Genomic DNA, 17,377 nt, shown 5'->3' with positions numbered 1-17,377 from the left:
CATATATTCAGTAATCAAGCCCAAGCTTAGTAATAAGCCAAACAGGCTAACTACTTTTTAAGCTATGAGCTCTATTTAGCTCTTTGGCGATTACTCGCTACCTTTGGTTTTGTATTGGCCTTATGAAATTGGCTAAAACCAGTATGGCGCGTTAATGCTGGGCGCCCACCTCGACTACTTCCTTTTGCAGCTCTTTCGTCGCGCCCTTCTTCTGGCACTAAGCAATTTGGCGCTTTACCTATTAGGTTAGCTTTACCCATTTTGCGCAGTGCTTCGCGGATCATTGGCCAGCCCGCAGGATCGTGATAGCGTAAAATTGCTTTATGTAAACGACGCTGGCGCGCACCTTTCGGCACAGGTACTACTTCGGTATTATTTTTAATATTACGCAGTGAGTTCATCTCGGTATGATAAATAGTGGTCGCATTTGCCATTGGAGATGGGTAAAAATTTTGTACCTGATCAAGTTTAAAGTCGTTCGACTTAAGCCACAAAGCCATGTTTACCATGTCTTCGTCTTTAGTACCTGGGTGCGCCGAAATAAAGTATGGGATTAAATACTGTTTTTTACCCGCTTCTTTTGAGTACTTATCAAATAACGCTTTAAACTGATCGTAAGCTCCCATACCTGGCTTCATCATTTTTGATAATGGTCCATCTTCGGTATGCTCTGGCGCTATTTTTAAATATCCACCTACATGGTGAGTAACTAATTCTTTAACGTAACGTGGATCTTGCACGGCTAAATCGTAGCGTACACCCGAGGCGATTAATATTTTTTTAATGCCTTTAACTTCACGGGCTTTTTTATACAGCTCAATTGTTGGCGTATGATCGGTATCCATATGCTTACATATTTCAGGGTATACACACGATAAACGTCTACAGGTACTTTCTGCTTTTTTGCTAGTACAACCCAATTTATACATGTTGGCTGTTGGGCCACCTAAGTCAGAAATAACCCCGGTAAACCCGGGTACTTTATCTCTAATTTGCTCAATTTCTTCAATTATTGATTCTTGCGAACGGCTTTGAATAATCCGCCCTTCATGTTCGGTAATCGAACAGAAACTGCAACCACCAAAACAGCCTCGCATAATATTAACTGACGTTTTAATCATGTCGTAGGCAGGTATTTTTGCATCCCCGTAGCTAGGATGAGGAATACGTTGATACGGCAAACCAAATACAGCGTCCATTTCATGTGTTTCTAGTGGATATGCTGGCGGATTAACCCAAATAGAACGATCGCCGTGGCGCTGAAAAATAGCACGAGCACAACCTGGGTTAGTTTCTTGGTGCACAATACGAGAAGCATGTGCATACAATGGCTTATTCACACTTACTTGCTCAAACGCAGGTAATTTAACGTAGGTTTTTTCCCATGGCTTAGGGCGCGCTGGCTGAATAGTAATAACCTTGGCGGCTTCGGCTTTTAAGTCTATACCTGCTTGTTTAAATTCTGATTTGCTACAGCCAACATCATCTGCGCCATACGGGTTTGGAATTGGATCAATTTTACCTATTTTATCAATAGCGGTAGAGTCACTGCCACGCCAGCCTGGTAACGGCTCTTTACGAATAACCGCAGTCCCTCGTACATCTTGAATGGTATCGGTACTTTCGCCCGCTGCAATACGATGAGCAACCTCAACCAGTGGGCGCTCCGCATTACCATATATTAAAATATCGGCTTTAGCGTCAAACAAAACACTACGACGCACTTTTTCTTGCCAATAATCGTAATGAGCAACACGGCGTAAACTTGCTTCAATACCACCTAAAATAAGTGGTACATCTTTATACGCTTCGCGGCAACGTTGTGAGTAAATGATTACCGCACGATCAGGGCGTTTACCACCAATGTTGTCTGGCGTGTAGGCATCATCATGGCGCATGCGTTTTTCAGCAGTATAACGGTTAATCATCGAGTCCATGTTGCCAGCGGTTACACCAAAAAATAAATTGGGTTTACCCAGCGCCATAAACGCTTCTTTAGAGTCCCATTCTGGCTGGGCAATAATACCCACTCTAAAACCTTGCGCCTCAAGTACTCGGCCAATTACTGCCATCCCAAAACTAGGATGATCTACATAAGCATCGCCACTAATAATAATTATATCGCAGCTATCCCAGCCAAGTGCATCCATTTCTTCGCGTGTAGTAGGTAAAAATGGTGCTGTGCCATAACACTCTGCCCAATACTTTGGGTATGAGAATAAGCCGCGCTTAGCTTTAAGTGTGCTCATAAAGTTGACCGTTTAATAACAAAAGGCGCAAATTATACCCTATACCAACCTACCTTGATAGAGCACTACTTTGCTGTGCCGCGTGGTTTTAAATTGAAGTTTCGTTATTTTTTAGCACTCATACACCTCTATTAACTATTACTTTTCATAGGTTGTGGCTAAGTATCTAGTTCAATTAAAAAATAGCTGCTATAAAATTAACCTCGAAAGTTAAGCACACCCGAGTTAATATGCTAGATTAATAATAAGTTACGAGTTTGTAACCTAATTTATCTGAGGTTTTTTATTAAAATATTAAAAACGTTAGTGCAATTTTTATTAATTTTACTCTTACTTTTTATCGTTATTGGCCTATTACTACCACAGAGCTATAACGTAACAAAGAGTATTAACATTAATGCTAATACGCACATAGTAAAACCCTTAATCACTGATTTTTCGCAGTGGCATAAATGGTCGCCTTGGAAGAAGCTAGATCCCTCAGTGGAACTTTCCTTAGGTGAGCCAAGCACAGGGGTTGGTGCTCATCAATCATGGCAAAGTAAATGGGGCGCAGGTGAAATGACCACCACAGCGTTAAGTGCAAACAAAATGGTGTTGAATATTTTATTTGCTCAAGAACACATTATTGCCGCTAAAGTAATATTTACGCAAAATGCAAAAACGGTCACGGTTACTTTTCAAATTACGGGGCAAGCCACGCTGCCTTTAGTTTCTGGGTATGTGGCTGTGCTTAGTGAGCACATTTTAAGTAACGCAGTATCACTGGGGCTCAATAATTTAAAAACAGTAGCGCAGCTAAGTGATGCACAAACAATAATGGAAAATCATGGCAGTCAAAACCGCACAAGCAAGAATTAATCTCGCTAATACCATAGAGTCGTTACTGGGCTATCCTATTATTAAAGTAGGCAATAATGAGCAAAGTTATGGCCCCCAAGGCAAGGTTAAACCGCTATATCGCATTAATAGCGACAATACAGTTTTAGCTAGAGCACAAAAAAGACAAGACTTACTGCTCATTAAACAACAGCAAAATATAGAAACAATTTTAGCTATGGCAATGGATTTTTGTCCTGACGTAGCCAGTAGTAAACAACCCGATGCCGATTGGGTAGAACACTTTGTAGCACTATGTGGTGATACCTCAAATCAATCTATGCAGTCACTTTGGGCAAAAATACTCACCGGTGAAACGCTTAACCCGGGGACTTTCTCAATAAAAAGTTTGCAAACACTTAAGCATATGACCCAGCGCGAAGCTGACTCTCTACAAAAGTGTGTACCCCTCTCTGGTTATAATGAAAAAGACGATAGCCACTTTATTTTACTAGGGTTTTATAAAAAACCATCACTATTTGATTTGTTACGTAAGGGCAATAAAGTATCTTTAAATCTAGGAAAAACAGGGATTAGCTTTCCTGATATATTAACTTTAATGGATTTAAATTTACTATATCGAAAAGAGATTGAATCTGCGGTACTAAAAACTGGGCAAGAACTTACGTTATCGTTTTTATCACAAAAAGTAACGTTAAAAGCAAAAAATAGCGATTTAGTATTGAGTTATTATAAGTTTACGCAAACAGGTGATGAGCTATCTAAACTCATTAACTACCCGGTAAATAAAGTGTATAAGCAGTTACTTAATAGTGCACTTGAGAGTGAATTTGAACTAGCGTGGCATACTACTAAGTAGCAAAACCACGCTATATACTATTAATTAGCAGTGTAATTAAAAGTGTACTTGAATGCCCGCAAATGGACCCGATGCATCAATATTAGTGTTAATATCATCAACATCGTCTAGCTCTAATGTCATTGAGCGGTAACCTGCTTTAACAGCAACATCTATTGCTAGGTTATCAATAAATTCCCATGCAATACCCATTTGGTAATCTTGAACTTTGCTATCGTCTATTGCTAAAAAGCTGCCTTCAAAAAACACGCTTAACCCGGTAAAAGGTAAACCTGCTTCAGCACGGCCGTAAACTAATGGTACAAAGCCTGAAAATTCGACAGTTTCAGATTGCTTACTATCACTTGCATTATTTTGAGGGATATATTCTACACTTATTTCGCCATCAAACTGTTTAGCATTTATACCTAAATCGATAGAGATTAAGTCGTTATCAAAGATTTCGTAATAAAAAGTGTAATCTATGTGAGTTAAATCACTCACTGTATTAATATTCCGACCCTTTTCAAAACTCTGATCACCAAAGATAAACTGACTATTAAGCTCTGTAGCACCGGCCAGCTCAAGCTCTGTGTATCTTAATTTAATATTAGGTACTAATGGCACTGGATGCTCAAGTGCAGCGTAGTAGCTTACGAAGGTTTCATCGTCAAAATTAAAATCTTGTAGTGCATTTCCTTTATAAGAAAAGCTTCCTTCGTTATCCGCTTTCCAACCATCAACACCTACATACAAGCCTAGTAAGGTATCAGCTTGCGCTGCAGGTGCTAAACATGCCATTGAAAGGGCTGCTGCTAAACAATACTTTTTCATTTTCTATCCTTGGGTCAATAATTCGCTAAGTTCAATAAGAGCCGCGTTGGCTCTAGATATATAATTTGCCATAACCAGTGAATGATTTGCTACATAACCAAAACCATTCCCATTTAATATCATTGGGCTCCATACTGTTTCTTGAGTTGCCTCAAGCTCTCGTATAATTTGCTGCACACTTACGCGTGCATTCTTTTTCTCAAGCACATCGGCAAAGTCATATTCTACCGCTTGTAAGAAATGCAATAAAGCCCAAGTAGCACCGCGCGATTCATAAAATACATCATCAATGTCTAACCATGGCGTTTTAGCTTGCTGTTGTAATGGAGAAAAAGTGGCTTGTGTATTTGATGTATTACCCGCTAAATCAGTGTTTACTTTATCTTGGCCTACACTAGCGCTTAAACGCTGACTCAAGCTACCTAAACGCTTTTCAGCTTCTTTTAGCCAACTGCGCAAGTTATCGGCGCGAGCATAGAATTGACTGTCACGCTCATGGTCATTCGCTATTTGAGTACGATATACCAATAAGTAATCAATGCCTTTTTGGTACTCACCTTCAGCGCTTGGCCACGCCCACGCTTCAGAGCTAATATTAAACTGCGGCTGTGCTTTTTTTAGAGCTTCGTGTTCAGTTGATTGCGATTGCGAACGGCTAAAATCTTTACGCATAGAAAGGGCTAAATCACGCACCATTTCGAGTGCGCCATATTCCCACGCAGGCATATCGTCCATTATTATACTTGGCGGCAAAACATCATTTGATAAATAACCGCCTGGCTTTTCGAGTAACGTACTTGCTACCGTTATTAATGTTGATGTTGTTGTATAACCAATAACAAATTGCTCATTACGTTGCTGCGCTTGCTGCTTTGCTTTTTCTACCACATTAAAACGAGCAGGCTCCGTATTCCAATAAACAGCTATTGCGTAAAAAATAATTAGTAATATAGCTAATGCAGCAACTATTTTCCCTTTATGTTGTGACATTGATCCTCCTAATGATGAGTATGTTGTTTTGATGCTTGTGATTGTTCTGCTTGTGATGCAAGCGATACCACCTGAGCATTGGTAAATACACGGTTGCCATCACTAAAATATAGTGTGAGTTTGCGTTGTTGGCCTACTTTTAACGGTTCTTGTGGTTCAAAAATCATTAAATGATAGCCACCAGGCTTAAAATCGATTTGTTGATGGGCGTTAATTGTTAACGATTCAACTTTTTGCATTTTCATCATGCCATCTACGTGCGAGTGCTCATGAATTTCAACGCGACCTAAGCCATCAATAGTTGCTTTAGTCAACGTAGCCACAGTATCACTATGATTTATAATACTTAAATAACCTACACTTGAAGTTGTGGCAGGTAAAAACTCCCTTACTTGTGCATTACTAACCTTAATAATAGCAACATCCGCATCGTGATCATGCCCTGAATGTGCCATCGATGATGATGAAAAAAGACTTAAAACCGACACCAAAACAATTGAAATACACTGTTTAATCACCACTCTAATCCTTGTTAAAACATAATGCTAAGTATCAAATTTAACATAGTTCAGTTGCAATAGTCAGTTAATTTGGAGTTAAGATGCTACTTTTTTGTTATCAGCTACTAACCAGCAAAGTACCGCAATAAATAGTAACGGCCAAGCAATCATCAGCGATCCAAATAAAAATGCCAATACAGTTCCGACTAATGCAACTGCTGCTGCGCCAACTAATCCTATCGTTATTAGTATGCAACAGCTACAAAAATAATAATAGCCGCTAAAGCTCCTATTAGCTCAAGCCCAATCCAACTTGTATCTGCAATCCAAAGCGGTAATTGCCAAGTATCAAGTGCATCGCAGAGACAACATCAGTAAAAAATAGTAAATAAACAATTATACATACGGCTAACGCTTTCATTTAGCTCTCCTTAATTCAATCTAAATGTAAATTAGCTTAAATTGCTTTTTCTTCTAGGCAGCAATGCGCAATAAAATAACCTAGTGCAATTGCAAACGGAAAACTCAAAAATAATAAAATAGTGACAAGTCGTGTTGACCACACAGGTAAATCTAATCGCTGCGCTAAACCACTGCACACACCAGATATTTTTTTATCAAGTGGATCTTTGTACCAACCACGTTTGCTGTTAAAACTATTCATAATTATCTCCTTAAGCACTCTGTTTTAAGTTAGTTTTTAAATCAGCTTTTAAGCGAGCTAATTCTGCATCTACTTGTTCGTTTTTCGCCAAAGCGTCTATTTGTGCAGCTATAGTATTTTCTGAATCAGTAAGCTCGTACGCTTCTACCTGTGCTTCAATACCTTCTACGCGCTGCTCTACTTTCTCAAATCGAGAGAGTGCATGTGCAACTTTTTCACTTTGTAATTGGCTATTTATTTGCCCCCTTGCAGCCACTATATTGTGCCGCTGTACTAACTGTGTTTGCTTGGCTTTAGCCTCGGCTATTTTTTGTTGCAAACGCTGACAATCCGCTGTCATTTTAGTTATTGATTGCTGCAGCGTTTCTAGTTGCAGCTGCTTTGCTACAACTGTGTTACTAATGGCTTGTTTTTCAAGTAAAGCTGATTTTGCTAAATCATCTCGACCTCTCTCTATTGCTAGTTCAGCTTTATCCTGCCAATATACTAAATTGTTATTTTTATTTTCAATTTGACGTTTAAGTGTTTTTTCTTCGCACAACAAAGCCGCTGTCGTAATGCGACACTCAGTAAGTGCATCTTGCATCTCGCTGATCATTAAATTAAGTAATTTTTCTGGATCTTCTGCCTTGTCTAATATCGACACGATATTTGCTTGAACAATATCGGTTACGCGATTAAATATTCCCATGAGATTCTCCTGTTAACTTTTTAAGTGATTACACAAATTAGATTCCAAGAGTTATGCCAAGTAATAATATAAACAGTAAAACACATTAAATTCAGCAACTTAAACTTATAATTTATAAATTAAAGTTACTTTTAACTGAATATGATTAAGTGTAATTAGCCAATAAACTAAACTTTTGACTATTTTTTAGGATCAAAAAAGCCATCCGAAGATGGCTGTATTTATTCATTTATTAAATTATTCACTTAGCTGATTATTTAGGTACAAAACTCAAAGCTTTATCCATTACCGATAAGTCGGCTTGTTTTCCATGGCCATTTTCAGACAGATGACGCCTAAATCCACGGGCACCAGGCTGCCCCTGAAAAATCCCCAGCATATGACGAGCAACATGCCAAAAGTTAGCTCCTAAGCGCATTTCGTCTTCAATATAACTATACATAGAGCGCACGACTTCATGACGAGATTGCGTGTTAGCGATATCACCATAAATCTTTTCGTCCACTTCATTGAGTATAAATGGGTTGCTATACGCTTCTCTACCAATCATCACACCATCAATATGCTGTAAATGCTCTAAACTTTGTTCAATTGTTTTAACGCCACCATTAAGACTTAAATCGAGTTGTGGATAATCTTTTTTCAACTTATAAACACGTGGATAATCAAGCGGCGGTACCTCACGGTTTTCTTTAGGGCTTAACCCCTTTAACCAAGCTTTACGAGCATGAATAATAAAATCATCACAACCAACATTATGCGACGCTTCTATAAGTGCACACAAAAACTCATACGAGTCTTGCTCATCAATACCAATGCGCGTTTTAACCGTAACAGGTATATTTACTTCTGCTTTCATTGCCGCCACACAGTCAGCAACTAATTGCGGCTCACCCATTAAACAAGCACCGAAACGACCATTCTGCACGCGATCTGACGGGCAACCTACGTTTAAGTTAATTTCGTCATAACCACGCTCACCCGCAAGCTTTGCACATTGTGCAAGAGCCTGTGGATCAGAGCCACCCAGCTGCAATGCAACGGGCCCTTCGTGTTGATTAAAGTGTAGGTAGTCGCCTCGGCCAAACAAAATAGCACCCGTGGTGATCATTTCCGTGTACAACACTGTATGCTTAGTCATTTTACGATGAAAAGTACGACAATGGCGATCAGTCCAATCCAACATGGGTGCTACAGAAAAGCGTCTATCGAGTGGTTTCATTGGTACACCGTGCTATATAAGTTTAAGTACATTTCGTTCAATTTAAATATCTCTTTTTTGCTTATTTACACACATTTAGATCTATTATTAATAAATAACTACACCGTAGGGAACAATCAAAAGGGGTGTTTTAGAATATAAAATCAGGCGTATCTGCGCTAAATTCAAACATTATTATATCAGAATAAGCAAAAAATATAGATACCATTTATATTGAAAACGTCAGCGTTCAAAGTTCAGCCACCCACATTTCACTTTCCTGCAGACGTAAAAAAGCCCGACTATTTCTAGTCGGGCTTTCTACAATTTGGAGCCTGGCAATGTCCTACTTTCACATAGCAAATGCTACACTATCATCGGCGCTGTTTCGTTTCACTACTGAGTTCGGCATGGGGTCAGGTGGGTCCAAAACGCTATTGTTACCAAGCAAATATGGTGCAAAGAATGAATGACAAGCACATAGTGCTACCATTTTCTTTGCGCAAGGTGCCTCAACTTTAACGCTGCGCGCTAAGAGCACCACTGAATTTGGAAAATATCTGATAATATTTTTTAAGTCTTTGCGTAAATATCTACTTTAGTCATATTAACTTCTTGCTTGAACTGTCACATAAAACGCGTTTGGCGTTGTATGGTTAAGCCTCACGGGTAATTAGTACAAGTTAGCTTAATGCCTCACAGCACTTCCACATCTTGCCTATCAACGTTGTAGTCTCCAACGGCCCTTCAGAGAGCTTATAGCTCTAGTGAGAAATCATCTCGAGGCCTGCTTCGCGCTTAGATGCTTTCAGCGCTTATCAGTTCCGAACGTAGCTACCGGGCAATGCCATTGGCATGACAACCCGAACACCAGCGGTTCGTTCACTCCGGTCCTCTCGTACTAGGAGCAACCCCTCTCAATTCTCAAACGCCCACGGCAGATAGGGACCGAACTGTCTCACGACGTTCTAAACCCAGCTCGCGTACCACTTTAAATGGCGAACAGCCATACCCTTGGGACCGACTTCAGCCCCAGGATGTGATGAGCCGACATCGAGGTGCCAAACACCGCCGTCGATATGAACTCTTGGGCGGTATCAGCCTGTTATCCCCGGAGTACCTTTTATCCGTTGAGCGATGGCCCTTCCATTCAGAACCACCGGATCACTATGACCTACTTTCGTACCTGCTCGACGTGTCTGTCTCGCAGTTAAGCTGGCTTCTACCATTACACTAACCGTACGATGTCCGACCGTACTTAGCCAACCTTCGTGCTCCTCCGTTACTCTTTAGGAGGAGACCGCCCCAGTCAAACTACCCACCAGGCACTGTCCGTAACCCCGATTCAGGGGCCAACGTTAGAACATCAAAACTACAAGGGTGGTATTTCAAGGTTGACTCCAACAAAACTAGCGTCTCATCTTCAAAGTCTCCCACCTATCCTACACATGTAGGTTCAATGTTCAGTGCCAAGCTGTAGTAAAGGTTCACGGGGTCTTTCCGTCTAGCCGCGGGTACACAGCATCTTCACTGCGATTTCAATTTCACTGAGTCTCGGGTGGAGACAGCGTGGCCATGGTTACACCATTCGTGCAGGTCGGAACTTACCCGACAAGGAATTTCGCTACCTTAGGACCGTTATAGTTACGGCCGCCGTTTACCGGGGCTTCGATCAAGAGCTTCTCCCTAAGGATAACCCCATCAATTAACCTTCCGGCACCGGGCAGGTGTCACACCGTATACGTCATCTTGCGATTTTGCACAGTGCTGTGTTTTTAATAAACAGTCCCAGCCACCTGGTCACTGCGGCTCCCGTCCGCTTAGAGAGCAAGTCTCATCACAGATAGGAGCGTACCTTCTCCCGAAGTTACGGTACGATTTTGCCTAGTTCCTTCACCCGAGTTCTCTCAAGCGCCTTAGTATTCTCTACCTGACCACCTGTGTCGGTTTGGGGTACGATTCCATATAATCTGAAGCTTAGAGGCTTTTCCTGGAAGTATGGCATCAGCAACTTCATCACCGTGGTGACTCGTCTCGTGTCTCAGGTTTAGTGTTCGTCCGGATTTACCTAAACAAACGCCCTACTCACTTTCACATGGACTACCAACGCCATGCTTGCTTAGCCTGCTCCGTCCCCCCATCGCAATTATATCGAGTACAGAAATATTAATCTGTTTCCCATCGACTACGCCTTTCGGCCTCGCCTTAGGGGTCGACTTACCCTACCCTGATTAACATGGGATAGGAACCCTTGGTCTTCCGGCGTGGGAGTTTTTCACTCCCATTATCGTTACTCATGTCAGCATTCGCACTTCTGATACCTCCAGCAACCCTCCCGGGTCACCTTCAACGGCTTACAGAACGCTCCCCTACCACTCAGAATAAATTCTGAATCCGCAGCTTCGGTGCATAGTTTAGCCCCGTTACATCTTCCGCGCAGACCGACTCGACCAGTGAGCTATTACGCTTTCTTTAAAGGATGGCTGCTTCTAAGCCAACCTCCTGGCTGTCTGGGCCTTTCCACATCGTTTCCCACTTAACTATGACTTTGGGACCTTAGCTGGCGGTCTGGGTTGTTTCCCTCTTCACGACGGACGTTAGCACCCGCCGTGTGTCTCCCGGATATTACTTTACGGTATTCGGAGTTTGCAAAGGGTTGGTAAGTCGGGATGACCCCCTAGCCTTAACAGTGCTCTACCCCCGTAAGTATTCGTCCGAGGCTCTACCTAAATAGATTTCGGGGAGAACCAGCTATCTCCCGGTTTGATTAGCCTTTCACTCCTAACCACAAGTCATCCCCTAACTTTTCAACGTTAGTGGGTTCGGTCCTCCAGTTGATGTTACTCAACCTTCAACCTGCTCATGGCTAGATCACCGGGTTTCGGGTCTATACCTTGCAACTATTCGCCCAGTTAAGACTCGGTTTCCCTACGGCTACCCTAATCGGTTAACCTCGCTACAAAATATAAGTCGCTGACCCATTATACAAAAGGTACGCAGTCACCCAACAAGTGGGCTCCTACTGCTTGTACGTACACGGTTTCAGGTTCTATTTCACTCCCCTCACAGGGGTTCTTTTCGCCTTTCCCTCACGGTACTGGTTCACTATCGGTCAGTTGGGAGTATTTAGCCTTAGATGATGGTCCACCTATATTCAGTCAAAGTTTCACGTGCTCCGACCTACTCGATTTCACTTAAAATGTCTTTTCATGTACGGGACTATCACCCTGTATCGTGGCGCTTTCCAGCAGCCTTCCATTAACACATAATAAGCTTAAGGGCTGTTCCGATTTCGCTCGCCGCTACTTTCGGAATCTCGGTTGATTTCTTTTCCTACGGGTACTTAGATGTTTCAGTTCTCCGCGTTCGCCTCGTTAACCTATGTATTCAGTTAACGATACCTGCAAGCAGGTGGGTTTCCCCATTCGGAAATCCTAGTCTCAAGTGCTTTTTACTAGCTTGACTAGGCTTATCGCAAGTTAATACGTCCTTCATCGCCTCCAACTGCCAAGGCATCCACCGTGTACGCTTAGTCACTTAACCATACAACCCAAACGGGTCTTTGTTGTGTGACAGTTTAACTTCGCCAGAAGTCAATATTGAATACTAAAGTAGATACCAATCAATCAACTCAAAGAGTTAACTAAATGGCACTGAATGGTACTGCTACCATTCTTTTTTTACTTTTGAAAACTCTTGATAAATACAATGTATCTATCAGAATTTTATTATCAGCTTTTCCAAATTTTTAAAGAGCATATTAATTAGTTATCCCAAAGAATTAAACACACTTCATTCTCAGGTCGTTTATGACCCGATAAAGAATATTTATTTTTAAGAAGTAAAGTGGTGGAGCTAAGCAGGATCGAACTGCTGACCTCCTGCGTGCAAGGCAGGCGCTCTCCCAGCTGAGCTATAGCCCCACATATGCTGGTCTTACTGTTTGTATACCGACTTATTTTTAAGACAAGGCGTAAGTTGAGGCCGTTTAGTTTACTAAACAACGAAGCTTACAACGAAGTATTAAAAAGAAGTGGTGGGTCTGAGTAGATTTGAACTACCGACCTCACCCTTATCAGGGGTGCGCTCTAACCAGCTGAGCTACAGACCCAAACAATAAGTGTTGTTCTCTTTACAATTAACAATCATCTGTGTGGACACTACGAACAAATAAGTTCTAAATCGTATAAGGAGGTGATCCAGCCCCAGGTTCCCCTAGGGCTACCTTGTTACGACTTCACCCCAGTCATGAATCACTCCGTGGTAAACGTCCTCCCGAGGGTTAGACTATCTACTTCTGGAGCAACCCACTCCCATGGTGTGACGGGCGGTGTGTACAAGGCCCGGGAACGTATTCACCGCGTCATTCTGATACGCGATTACTAGCGATTCCGACTTCATGGAGTCGAGTTGCAGACTCCAATCCGGACTACGACGCACTTTAAGTGATTCGCTTACCTTCGCAGGTTCGCAGCACTCTGTATGCGCCATTGTAGCACGTGTGTAGCCCTACACGTAAGGGCCATGATGACTTGACGTCGTCCCCACCTTCCTCCGGTTTATCACCGGCAGTCTCCTTAGAGTTCTCAGCATTACCTGCTAGCAACTAAGGATAGGGGTTGCGCTCGTTGCGGGACTTAACCCAACATCTCACAACACGAGCTGACGACAGCCATGCAGCACCTGTATCAGAGTTCCCGAAGGCACCAAACCATCTCTGGTAAGTTCTCTGTATGTCAAGTGTAGGTAAGGTTCTTCGCGTTGCATCGAATTAAACCACATGCTCCACCGCTTGTGCGGGCCCCCGTCAATTCATTTGAGTTTTAACCTTGCGGCCGTACTCCCCAGGCGGTCTACTTAATGCGTTAGCTTTGAAAAACAGAACCGAGGCTCCGAGCTTCTAGTAGACATCGTTTACGGCGTGGACTACCGGGGTATCTAATCCCGTTTGCTCCCCACGCTTTCGTACATGAGCGTCAGTGTTGACCCAGGTGGCTGCCTTCGCCATCGGTATTCCTTCAGATCTCTACGCATTTCACCGCTACACCTGAAATTCTACCACCCTCTATCACACTCTAGTTTGCCAGTTCGAAATGCAGTTCCCAGGTTGAGCCCGGGGCTTTCACATCTCGCTTAACAAACCGCCTGCGTACGCTTTACGCCCAGTAATTCCGATTAACGCTCGCACCCTCCGTATTACCGCGGCTGCTGGCACGGAGTTAGCCGGTGCTTCTTCTGTCAGTAACGTCACAGCTAGCAGGTATTAACTACTAACCTTTCCTCCTGACTGAAAGTGCTTTACAACCCGAAGGCCTTCTTCACACACGCGGCATGGCTGCATCAGGCTTGCGCCCATTGTGCAATATTCCCCACTGCTGCCTCCCGTAGGAGTCTGGGCCGTGTCTCAGTCCCAGTGTGGCTGATCATCCTCTCAAACCAGCTAGGGATCGTCGCCTTGGTGAGCCATTACCTCACCAACTAGCTAATCCCACTTGGGCCAATCTAAAGGCGAGAGCCGAAGCCCCCTTTGGTCCGTAGACATTATGCGGTATTAGCAGTCGTTTCCAACTGTTGTCCCCCACCTCAAGGCATGTTCCCAAGCATTACTCACCCGTCCGCCGCTCGTCAGCAAAGTAGCAAGCTACTTTCTGTTACCGCTCGACTTGCATGTGTTAGGCCTGCCGCCAGCGTTCAATCTGAGCCATGATCAAACTCTTCAATTAAAAAGTTTTATGTCTTTCGACAGCTCAATGAATTCTGAATTTATTTTAATATCTTTCGATATTGAATTGACTGTGCCGAAGCAACTTATAAATAAGTTACTTCTGTTGGTCACTCAGTTTTCAATTGAGACTCTAATTTGTTTGCCTTACTTAGCGAACTAAGCTTGGCTGTTAGAACTCAATCTGTACGAGTGCCCACACAGATGATTGCTTTATATTGTTAAAGAACGTTGCGACAACAAAGTAAAACTTCATCTCGCTAGGGCTGCGCATATTACGCTTTCCTATTTTTTTGTCAACACTTAAATGTAAACTTTATAAAAATCTAAATTTAAGTTTTACTCGACTCACTGATTGACTCTTGCCTCGCTAAGCGTTGCTGTCTGCCGTCTGCCGTCTGCCGTCTGCCGTCTCAGTAGGGTCGCATTATAGGGCGCAGCCAGTTTTACGCAAGCGTTTTTTAAAGAAAACTTAAAATAAAATACTGTTCGCTTGATATTTAAACCAAACGATTAAAAACAATACTAAACCATCTGTATTTTGGGTAACTCGACTTGGTTTTACATTCTAAGCTGGTATTGAGCAGTGCATAATTTAAGCACCACTCGATTGTTTGGGTAAATAAAGTGTGCTTATTACGCTACGCATATTAAGCATGCACAAATAGTAAACAAAACTAAAAGTCATGCAATTCTTTATAAGTAATAACCTGAGTAATTAGAAATTAGAAATTAGAAATTAGAGAAAGCCAATGTACTTTTAATGTAGTTTAAAACTAATGGCCTTCATTATTTTACTATATAGTACTGAGGCTACTACATAGGTATTATTTACTTGCTCATTTACTACAAGCAAATATCCAAACAAGCGTTATCGCTTATTAATGGAAAATAGCGACACTATATAATAAGTACTGCCCTCCCTAAAACCAAACTCGCTACTATTAATTTAACCTCTAAAGATAAACACGCCTTAGTGAATAGCTTTAACAAACGCGTTTAATTTAAACACTGCAACTTAAATACAGTGTGATATTATATCAAGGTAGCATAAGGATAAGAGAACGATGAATATAGAATCACTCGTAAGTAAAGCAAAACAAGTATGTGACAACCGTGGTGCGCGATTTACACCTATCCGTGAAAAGGTGTTTCGTTTACTTGCAAGTGCGCAAGGTGGTGTGGGCGCGTATGATTTGCTTGAGCAATTAAAAGTAACAGAAACTGGCGCTAAACCTGCCACGATATACCGTGCATTAGATTTTTTGGCTGAGCTTGGTTTTATTCATAAAATTGAAAGCACTAATGCATTTATGTTGTGCCATCATTTTGATCATATTCATCCTGTACAGTTATTAATTTGCGATACCTGTGGTTTTGTTAAAGAACTGCATTCAACCGTTATTTCGCATGAGCTAAATAGCTTAGCTGCGGAAGGTGGGTTTGTTGTATCGGCGCAAACAATAGAAGCACATGGAAGGTGTGAGTCTTGCAGAGTTGCATAGTTTTAGTAGCGATATAAATATTTTATATAGCTATTTTTTAGCACTAATTTAAGAGTAAATTATATGAATGTAGAGTTCATCAACCCTTTTTTATCTTCTTTAATCAATGTATTAAGTACAATGGCTCAAACACAATTAAAGCCAGGTAAGCCACGCATTAAAACTGATGAGAAAGCCTGTGGCGATGTATCAGGCCTGATCGGAATGGTTGGACCGCAAACACGAGGCTCTTTTTCAATAACTTTTGATGAGCAGTTAGCACTAACTATCATGGAGCGTATGCTTGGCGAACGTCCGGATAGTATAAATGAAGAAGTAACCGATATGGTAGGCGAAATTACTAATATGGTTACAGGTGGCGCTAAAAATTTATTGGGTCAAAAAGGTTTCGACTTTAATATGGCAACTCCAATAGTTGTATCTGGTAAAGACCATACTATTACCCATAAAAGCCAAGGAAAAAAAATACTCATGCCATTTACCTGCGATGCGGGTAACGCCAATATTGAAGTGAGTTTCGATAAGTTATGAGTTGGCAACAAAAAGTCATTACTTTAAAACCTCGTATCCGAGGTTTTCATTTAATTGATAACGAAATACTCATTCAAATTCCCGAACTCACAAATTATAAGGTGGGTTTACTGCACTTATTTATTCAACACACTTCAGCTAGCCTAACCATTAATGAAAATGCCGACCCTACTGTACGTATGGATATGGAGAGCCACTTTAATGAATTTGTTCCGCAGTGCCAACCCTATTATCGTCACGATTATGAAGGTGACGACGACATGCCAGCTCATATAAAAACCAGTATTTTAGGCTGTGAGTTAAGCATCCCTATTACAAATGGCTATTTAGCTTTAGGTACATGGCAAGGTGTTTATTTAGGTGAGCATCGAGACAGCGGTGGTACTAGGCGAATTGTAGCAACCATTCAGGGCGAGTTGTTTTAACAAGTCGCCTCTTCAACACTTAAACTGCACTCCCGCCGCATGCCCATTAATTACCACAGTAAAAACACATCACTTTATTGGTAAAGAACTTGTCCTTCGCGAGTAACTATCGTTGCTAATTACTAAAGGCTTTAACGCAATTTTTTATCGAACGCATAGCGAGAAAACTAAGTGTTCTTTAGTCGCTGGGTAGTTCACTGCATATGAAATTAGATAGAGAAAGATTGTATTTAAAATAAGAAATTTTTATGGCTTTTTGTTTGGGATATTTTTGATAGATATAAAAGATTGGAGCGGTACACGAGGCTCGAACTCGTGACCTCGACCTTGGCAAGGTCGCGCTCTACCAACTGAGCTAGTACCGCATTATAAAGTAGTCAGTAATTC

At 41.7% G+C, this 17,377-nt stretch carries 12 protein-coding genes, 3 tRNA genes, 3 rRNA genes and 1 pseudogene; 5 read left to right on the top strand and 14 right to left on the bottom strand.

What is annotated here, in order from left to right; all coding sequences use genetic code 11:
- Positions 1 to 71 precede the first annotated feature (71 nt).
- On the bottom strand, positions 72 to 2,249 hold the full coding sequence (locus PNIG_RS02765; protein WP_089367764.1) for a YgiQ family radical SAM protein: 2,178 nt from the start codon (positions 2,247 to 2,249) through the stop codon (positions 72 to 74).
- Between the two features lie 306 nt (positions 2,250 to 2,555).
- Between PNIG_RS02765 and PNIG_RS02760 the strand changes: the two genes are divergently transcribed.
- Together PNIG_RS02760 and PNIG_RS02755 are read left to right on the top strand one after the other, a co-directional pair.
- Positions 2,556 to 3,110 (top strand): SRPBCC family protein, encoded by a 555-nt coding sequence (locus tag PNIG_RS02760; RefSeq protein ID WP_089367763.1) that lies wholly within the window; start codon positions 2,556 to 2,558, stop codon positions 3,108 to 3,110.
- Complete coding sequence (locus PNIG_RS02755; RefSeq protein ID WP_089367762.1) at positions 3,079 to 3,948, top strand: TIGR03899 family protein; 870 nt, start codon at positions 3,079 to 3,081, stop codon at positions 3,946 to 3,948. The genes PNIG_RS02760 and PNIG_RS02755 overlap by 32 nt, the downstream gene beginning before the upstream one ends.
- A gap of 36 nt (positions 3,949 to 3,984) precedes the next feature.
- Here PNIG_RS02755 and PNIG_RS02750 read toward each other — a convergent pair whose 3' ends face one another.
- The 12 genes and pseudogenes from PNIG_RS02750 to PNIG_RS02695 form a co-directional block, all read right to left on the bottom strand.
- On the bottom strand, positions 3,985 to 4,761 hold the full coding sequence (locus PNIG_RS02750; RefSeq protein WP_089367761.1) for a TIGR04219 family outer membrane beta-barrel protein: 777 nt from the start codon (positions 4,759 to 4,761) through the stop codon (positions 3,985 to 3,987).
- Positions 4,762 to 4,764: 3 nt separating this feature from the next.
- The gene (locus PNIG_RS02745) at positions 4,765 to 5,751 is read right to left on the bottom strand and encodes a DUF2333 family protein (protein ID WP_089367760.1); all 987 of its coding nucleotides are present in this window, start codon (positions 5,749 to 5,751) and stop codon (positions 4,765 to 4,767) included.
- An 8-nt stretch (positions 5,752 to 5,759) separates the two neighbouring features.
- Positions 5,760 to 6,269, bottom strand: coding sequence for a copper chaperone PCu(A)C (locus PNIG_RS02740; RefSeq protein ID WP_086996934.1), 510 nt, complete (start codon positions 6,267 to 6,269; stop codon positions 5,760 to 5,762).
- 78 nt (positions 6,270 to 6,347) lie between these two features.
- Positions 6,348 to 6,672: pseudogene (locus tag PNIG_RS20000) on the bottom strand (hypothetical protein).
- A 36-nt stretch (positions 6,673 to 6,708) separates the two neighbouring features.
- Positions 6,709 to 6,915 carry a PspC domain-containing protein gene (locus PNIG_RS02730; protein ID WP_086996915.1) on the bottom strand — a complete coding sequence of 69 codons (207 nt, stop codon included), beginning with the start codon at positions 6,913 to 6,915 and terminating at the stop codon, positions 6,709 to 6,711.
- 10 nt (positions 6,916 to 6,925) lie between these two features.
- A complete protein-coding gene (locus tag PNIG_RS02725; protein WP_089367759.1) occupies positions 6,926 to 7,606 on the bottom strand; it encodes a PspA/IM30 family protein in 681 nt (226 codons plus the stop codon).
- A gap of 253 nt (positions 7,607 to 7,859) precedes the next feature.
- Positions 7,860 to 8,828: a tRNA dihydrouridine(20/20a) synthase DusA gene (gene dusA, locus PNIG_RS02720; RefSeq protein WP_089367758.1), complete on the bottom strand. Its 969-nt coding sequence runs from the start codon at positions 8,826 to 8,828 to the stop codon at positions 7,860 to 7,862.
- 312 nt (positions 8,829 to 9,140) lie between these two features.
- A 5S ribosomal RNA gene (rrf, locus tag PNIG_RS02715) occupies positions 9,141 to 9,255 on the bottom strand.
- Between the two features lie 204 nt (positions 9,256 to 9,459).
- A 23S ribosomal RNA gene (locus tag PNIG_RS02710) occupies positions 9,460 to 12,350 on the bottom strand.
- A gap of 304 nt (positions 12,351 to 12,654) precedes the next feature.
- A tRNA-Ala gene (locus PNIG_RS02705) sits at positions 12,655 to 12,730 on the bottom strand.
- Positions 12,731 to 12,841: 111 nt separating this feature from the next.
- Positions 12,842 to 12,918 (bottom strand) — tRNA-Ile (locus tag PNIG_RS02700).
- A 76-nt stretch (positions 12,919 to 12,994) separates the two neighbouring features.
- Positions 12,995 to 14,530: ribosomal RNA gene (locus tag PNIG_RS02695) — 16S ribosomal RNA — on the bottom strand.
- Together the 16S, 23S and 5S rRNA genes with 2 tRNA genes alongside form the textbook arrangement of a ribosomal RNA operon.
- A 1,066-nt stretch (positions 14,531 to 15,596) precedes the next feature.
- On the opposite strand from PNIG_RS02695, the gene PNIG_RS02690 reads away from it, so the two are divergent.
- The 3 genes from PNIG_RS02690 (at position 15,597) to PNIG_RS02680 (ending at position 16,990) form a co-directional block, all read left to right on the top strand.
- A complete protein-coding gene (locus PNIG_RS02690) occupies positions 15,597 to 16,034 on the top strand; it encodes a transcriptional repressor (RefSeq protein WP_089367757.1) in 438 nt (145 codons plus the stop codon).
- A gap of 63 nt (positions 16,035 to 16,097) precedes the next feature.
- On the top strand, positions 16,098 to 16,565 hold the full coding sequence (locus tag PNIG_RS02685; RefSeq protein WP_089367756.1) for a chemotaxis protein CheX: 468 nt from the start codon (positions 16,098 to 16,100) through the stop codon (positions 16,563 to 16,565).
- A complete protein-coding gene (locus PNIG_RS02680) occupies positions 16,562 to 16,990 on the top strand; it encodes a secondary thiamine-phosphate synthase enzyme YjbQ (RefSeq protein ID WP_089367755.1) in 429 nt (142 codons plus the stop codon). The genes PNIG_RS02685 and PNIG_RS02680 overlap by 4 nt, the downstream gene beginning before the upstream one ends.
- 289 nt (positions 16,991 to 17,279) lie before the next feature.
- Here PNIG_RS02680 and PNIG_RS02675 read toward each other — a convergent pair.
- Positions 17,280 to 17,355 (bottom strand) — tRNA-Gly (locus tag PNIG_RS02675).
- Between the last annotated feature and the right edge of the window lie 22 nt (positions 17,356 to 17,377).

The sequence above is a fragment of the Pseudoalteromonas nigrifaciens genome (assembly GCF_002221505.1).
Taxonomy (GTDB): domain Bacteria; phylum Pseudomonadota; class Gammaproteobacteria; order Enterobacterales; family Alteromonadaceae; genus Pseudoalteromonas; species Pseudoalteromonas nigrifaciens.
Note: the sequence above shows the minus strand (reverse complement) of the source record. Positions and strands in the feature narration are given on the sequence as shown.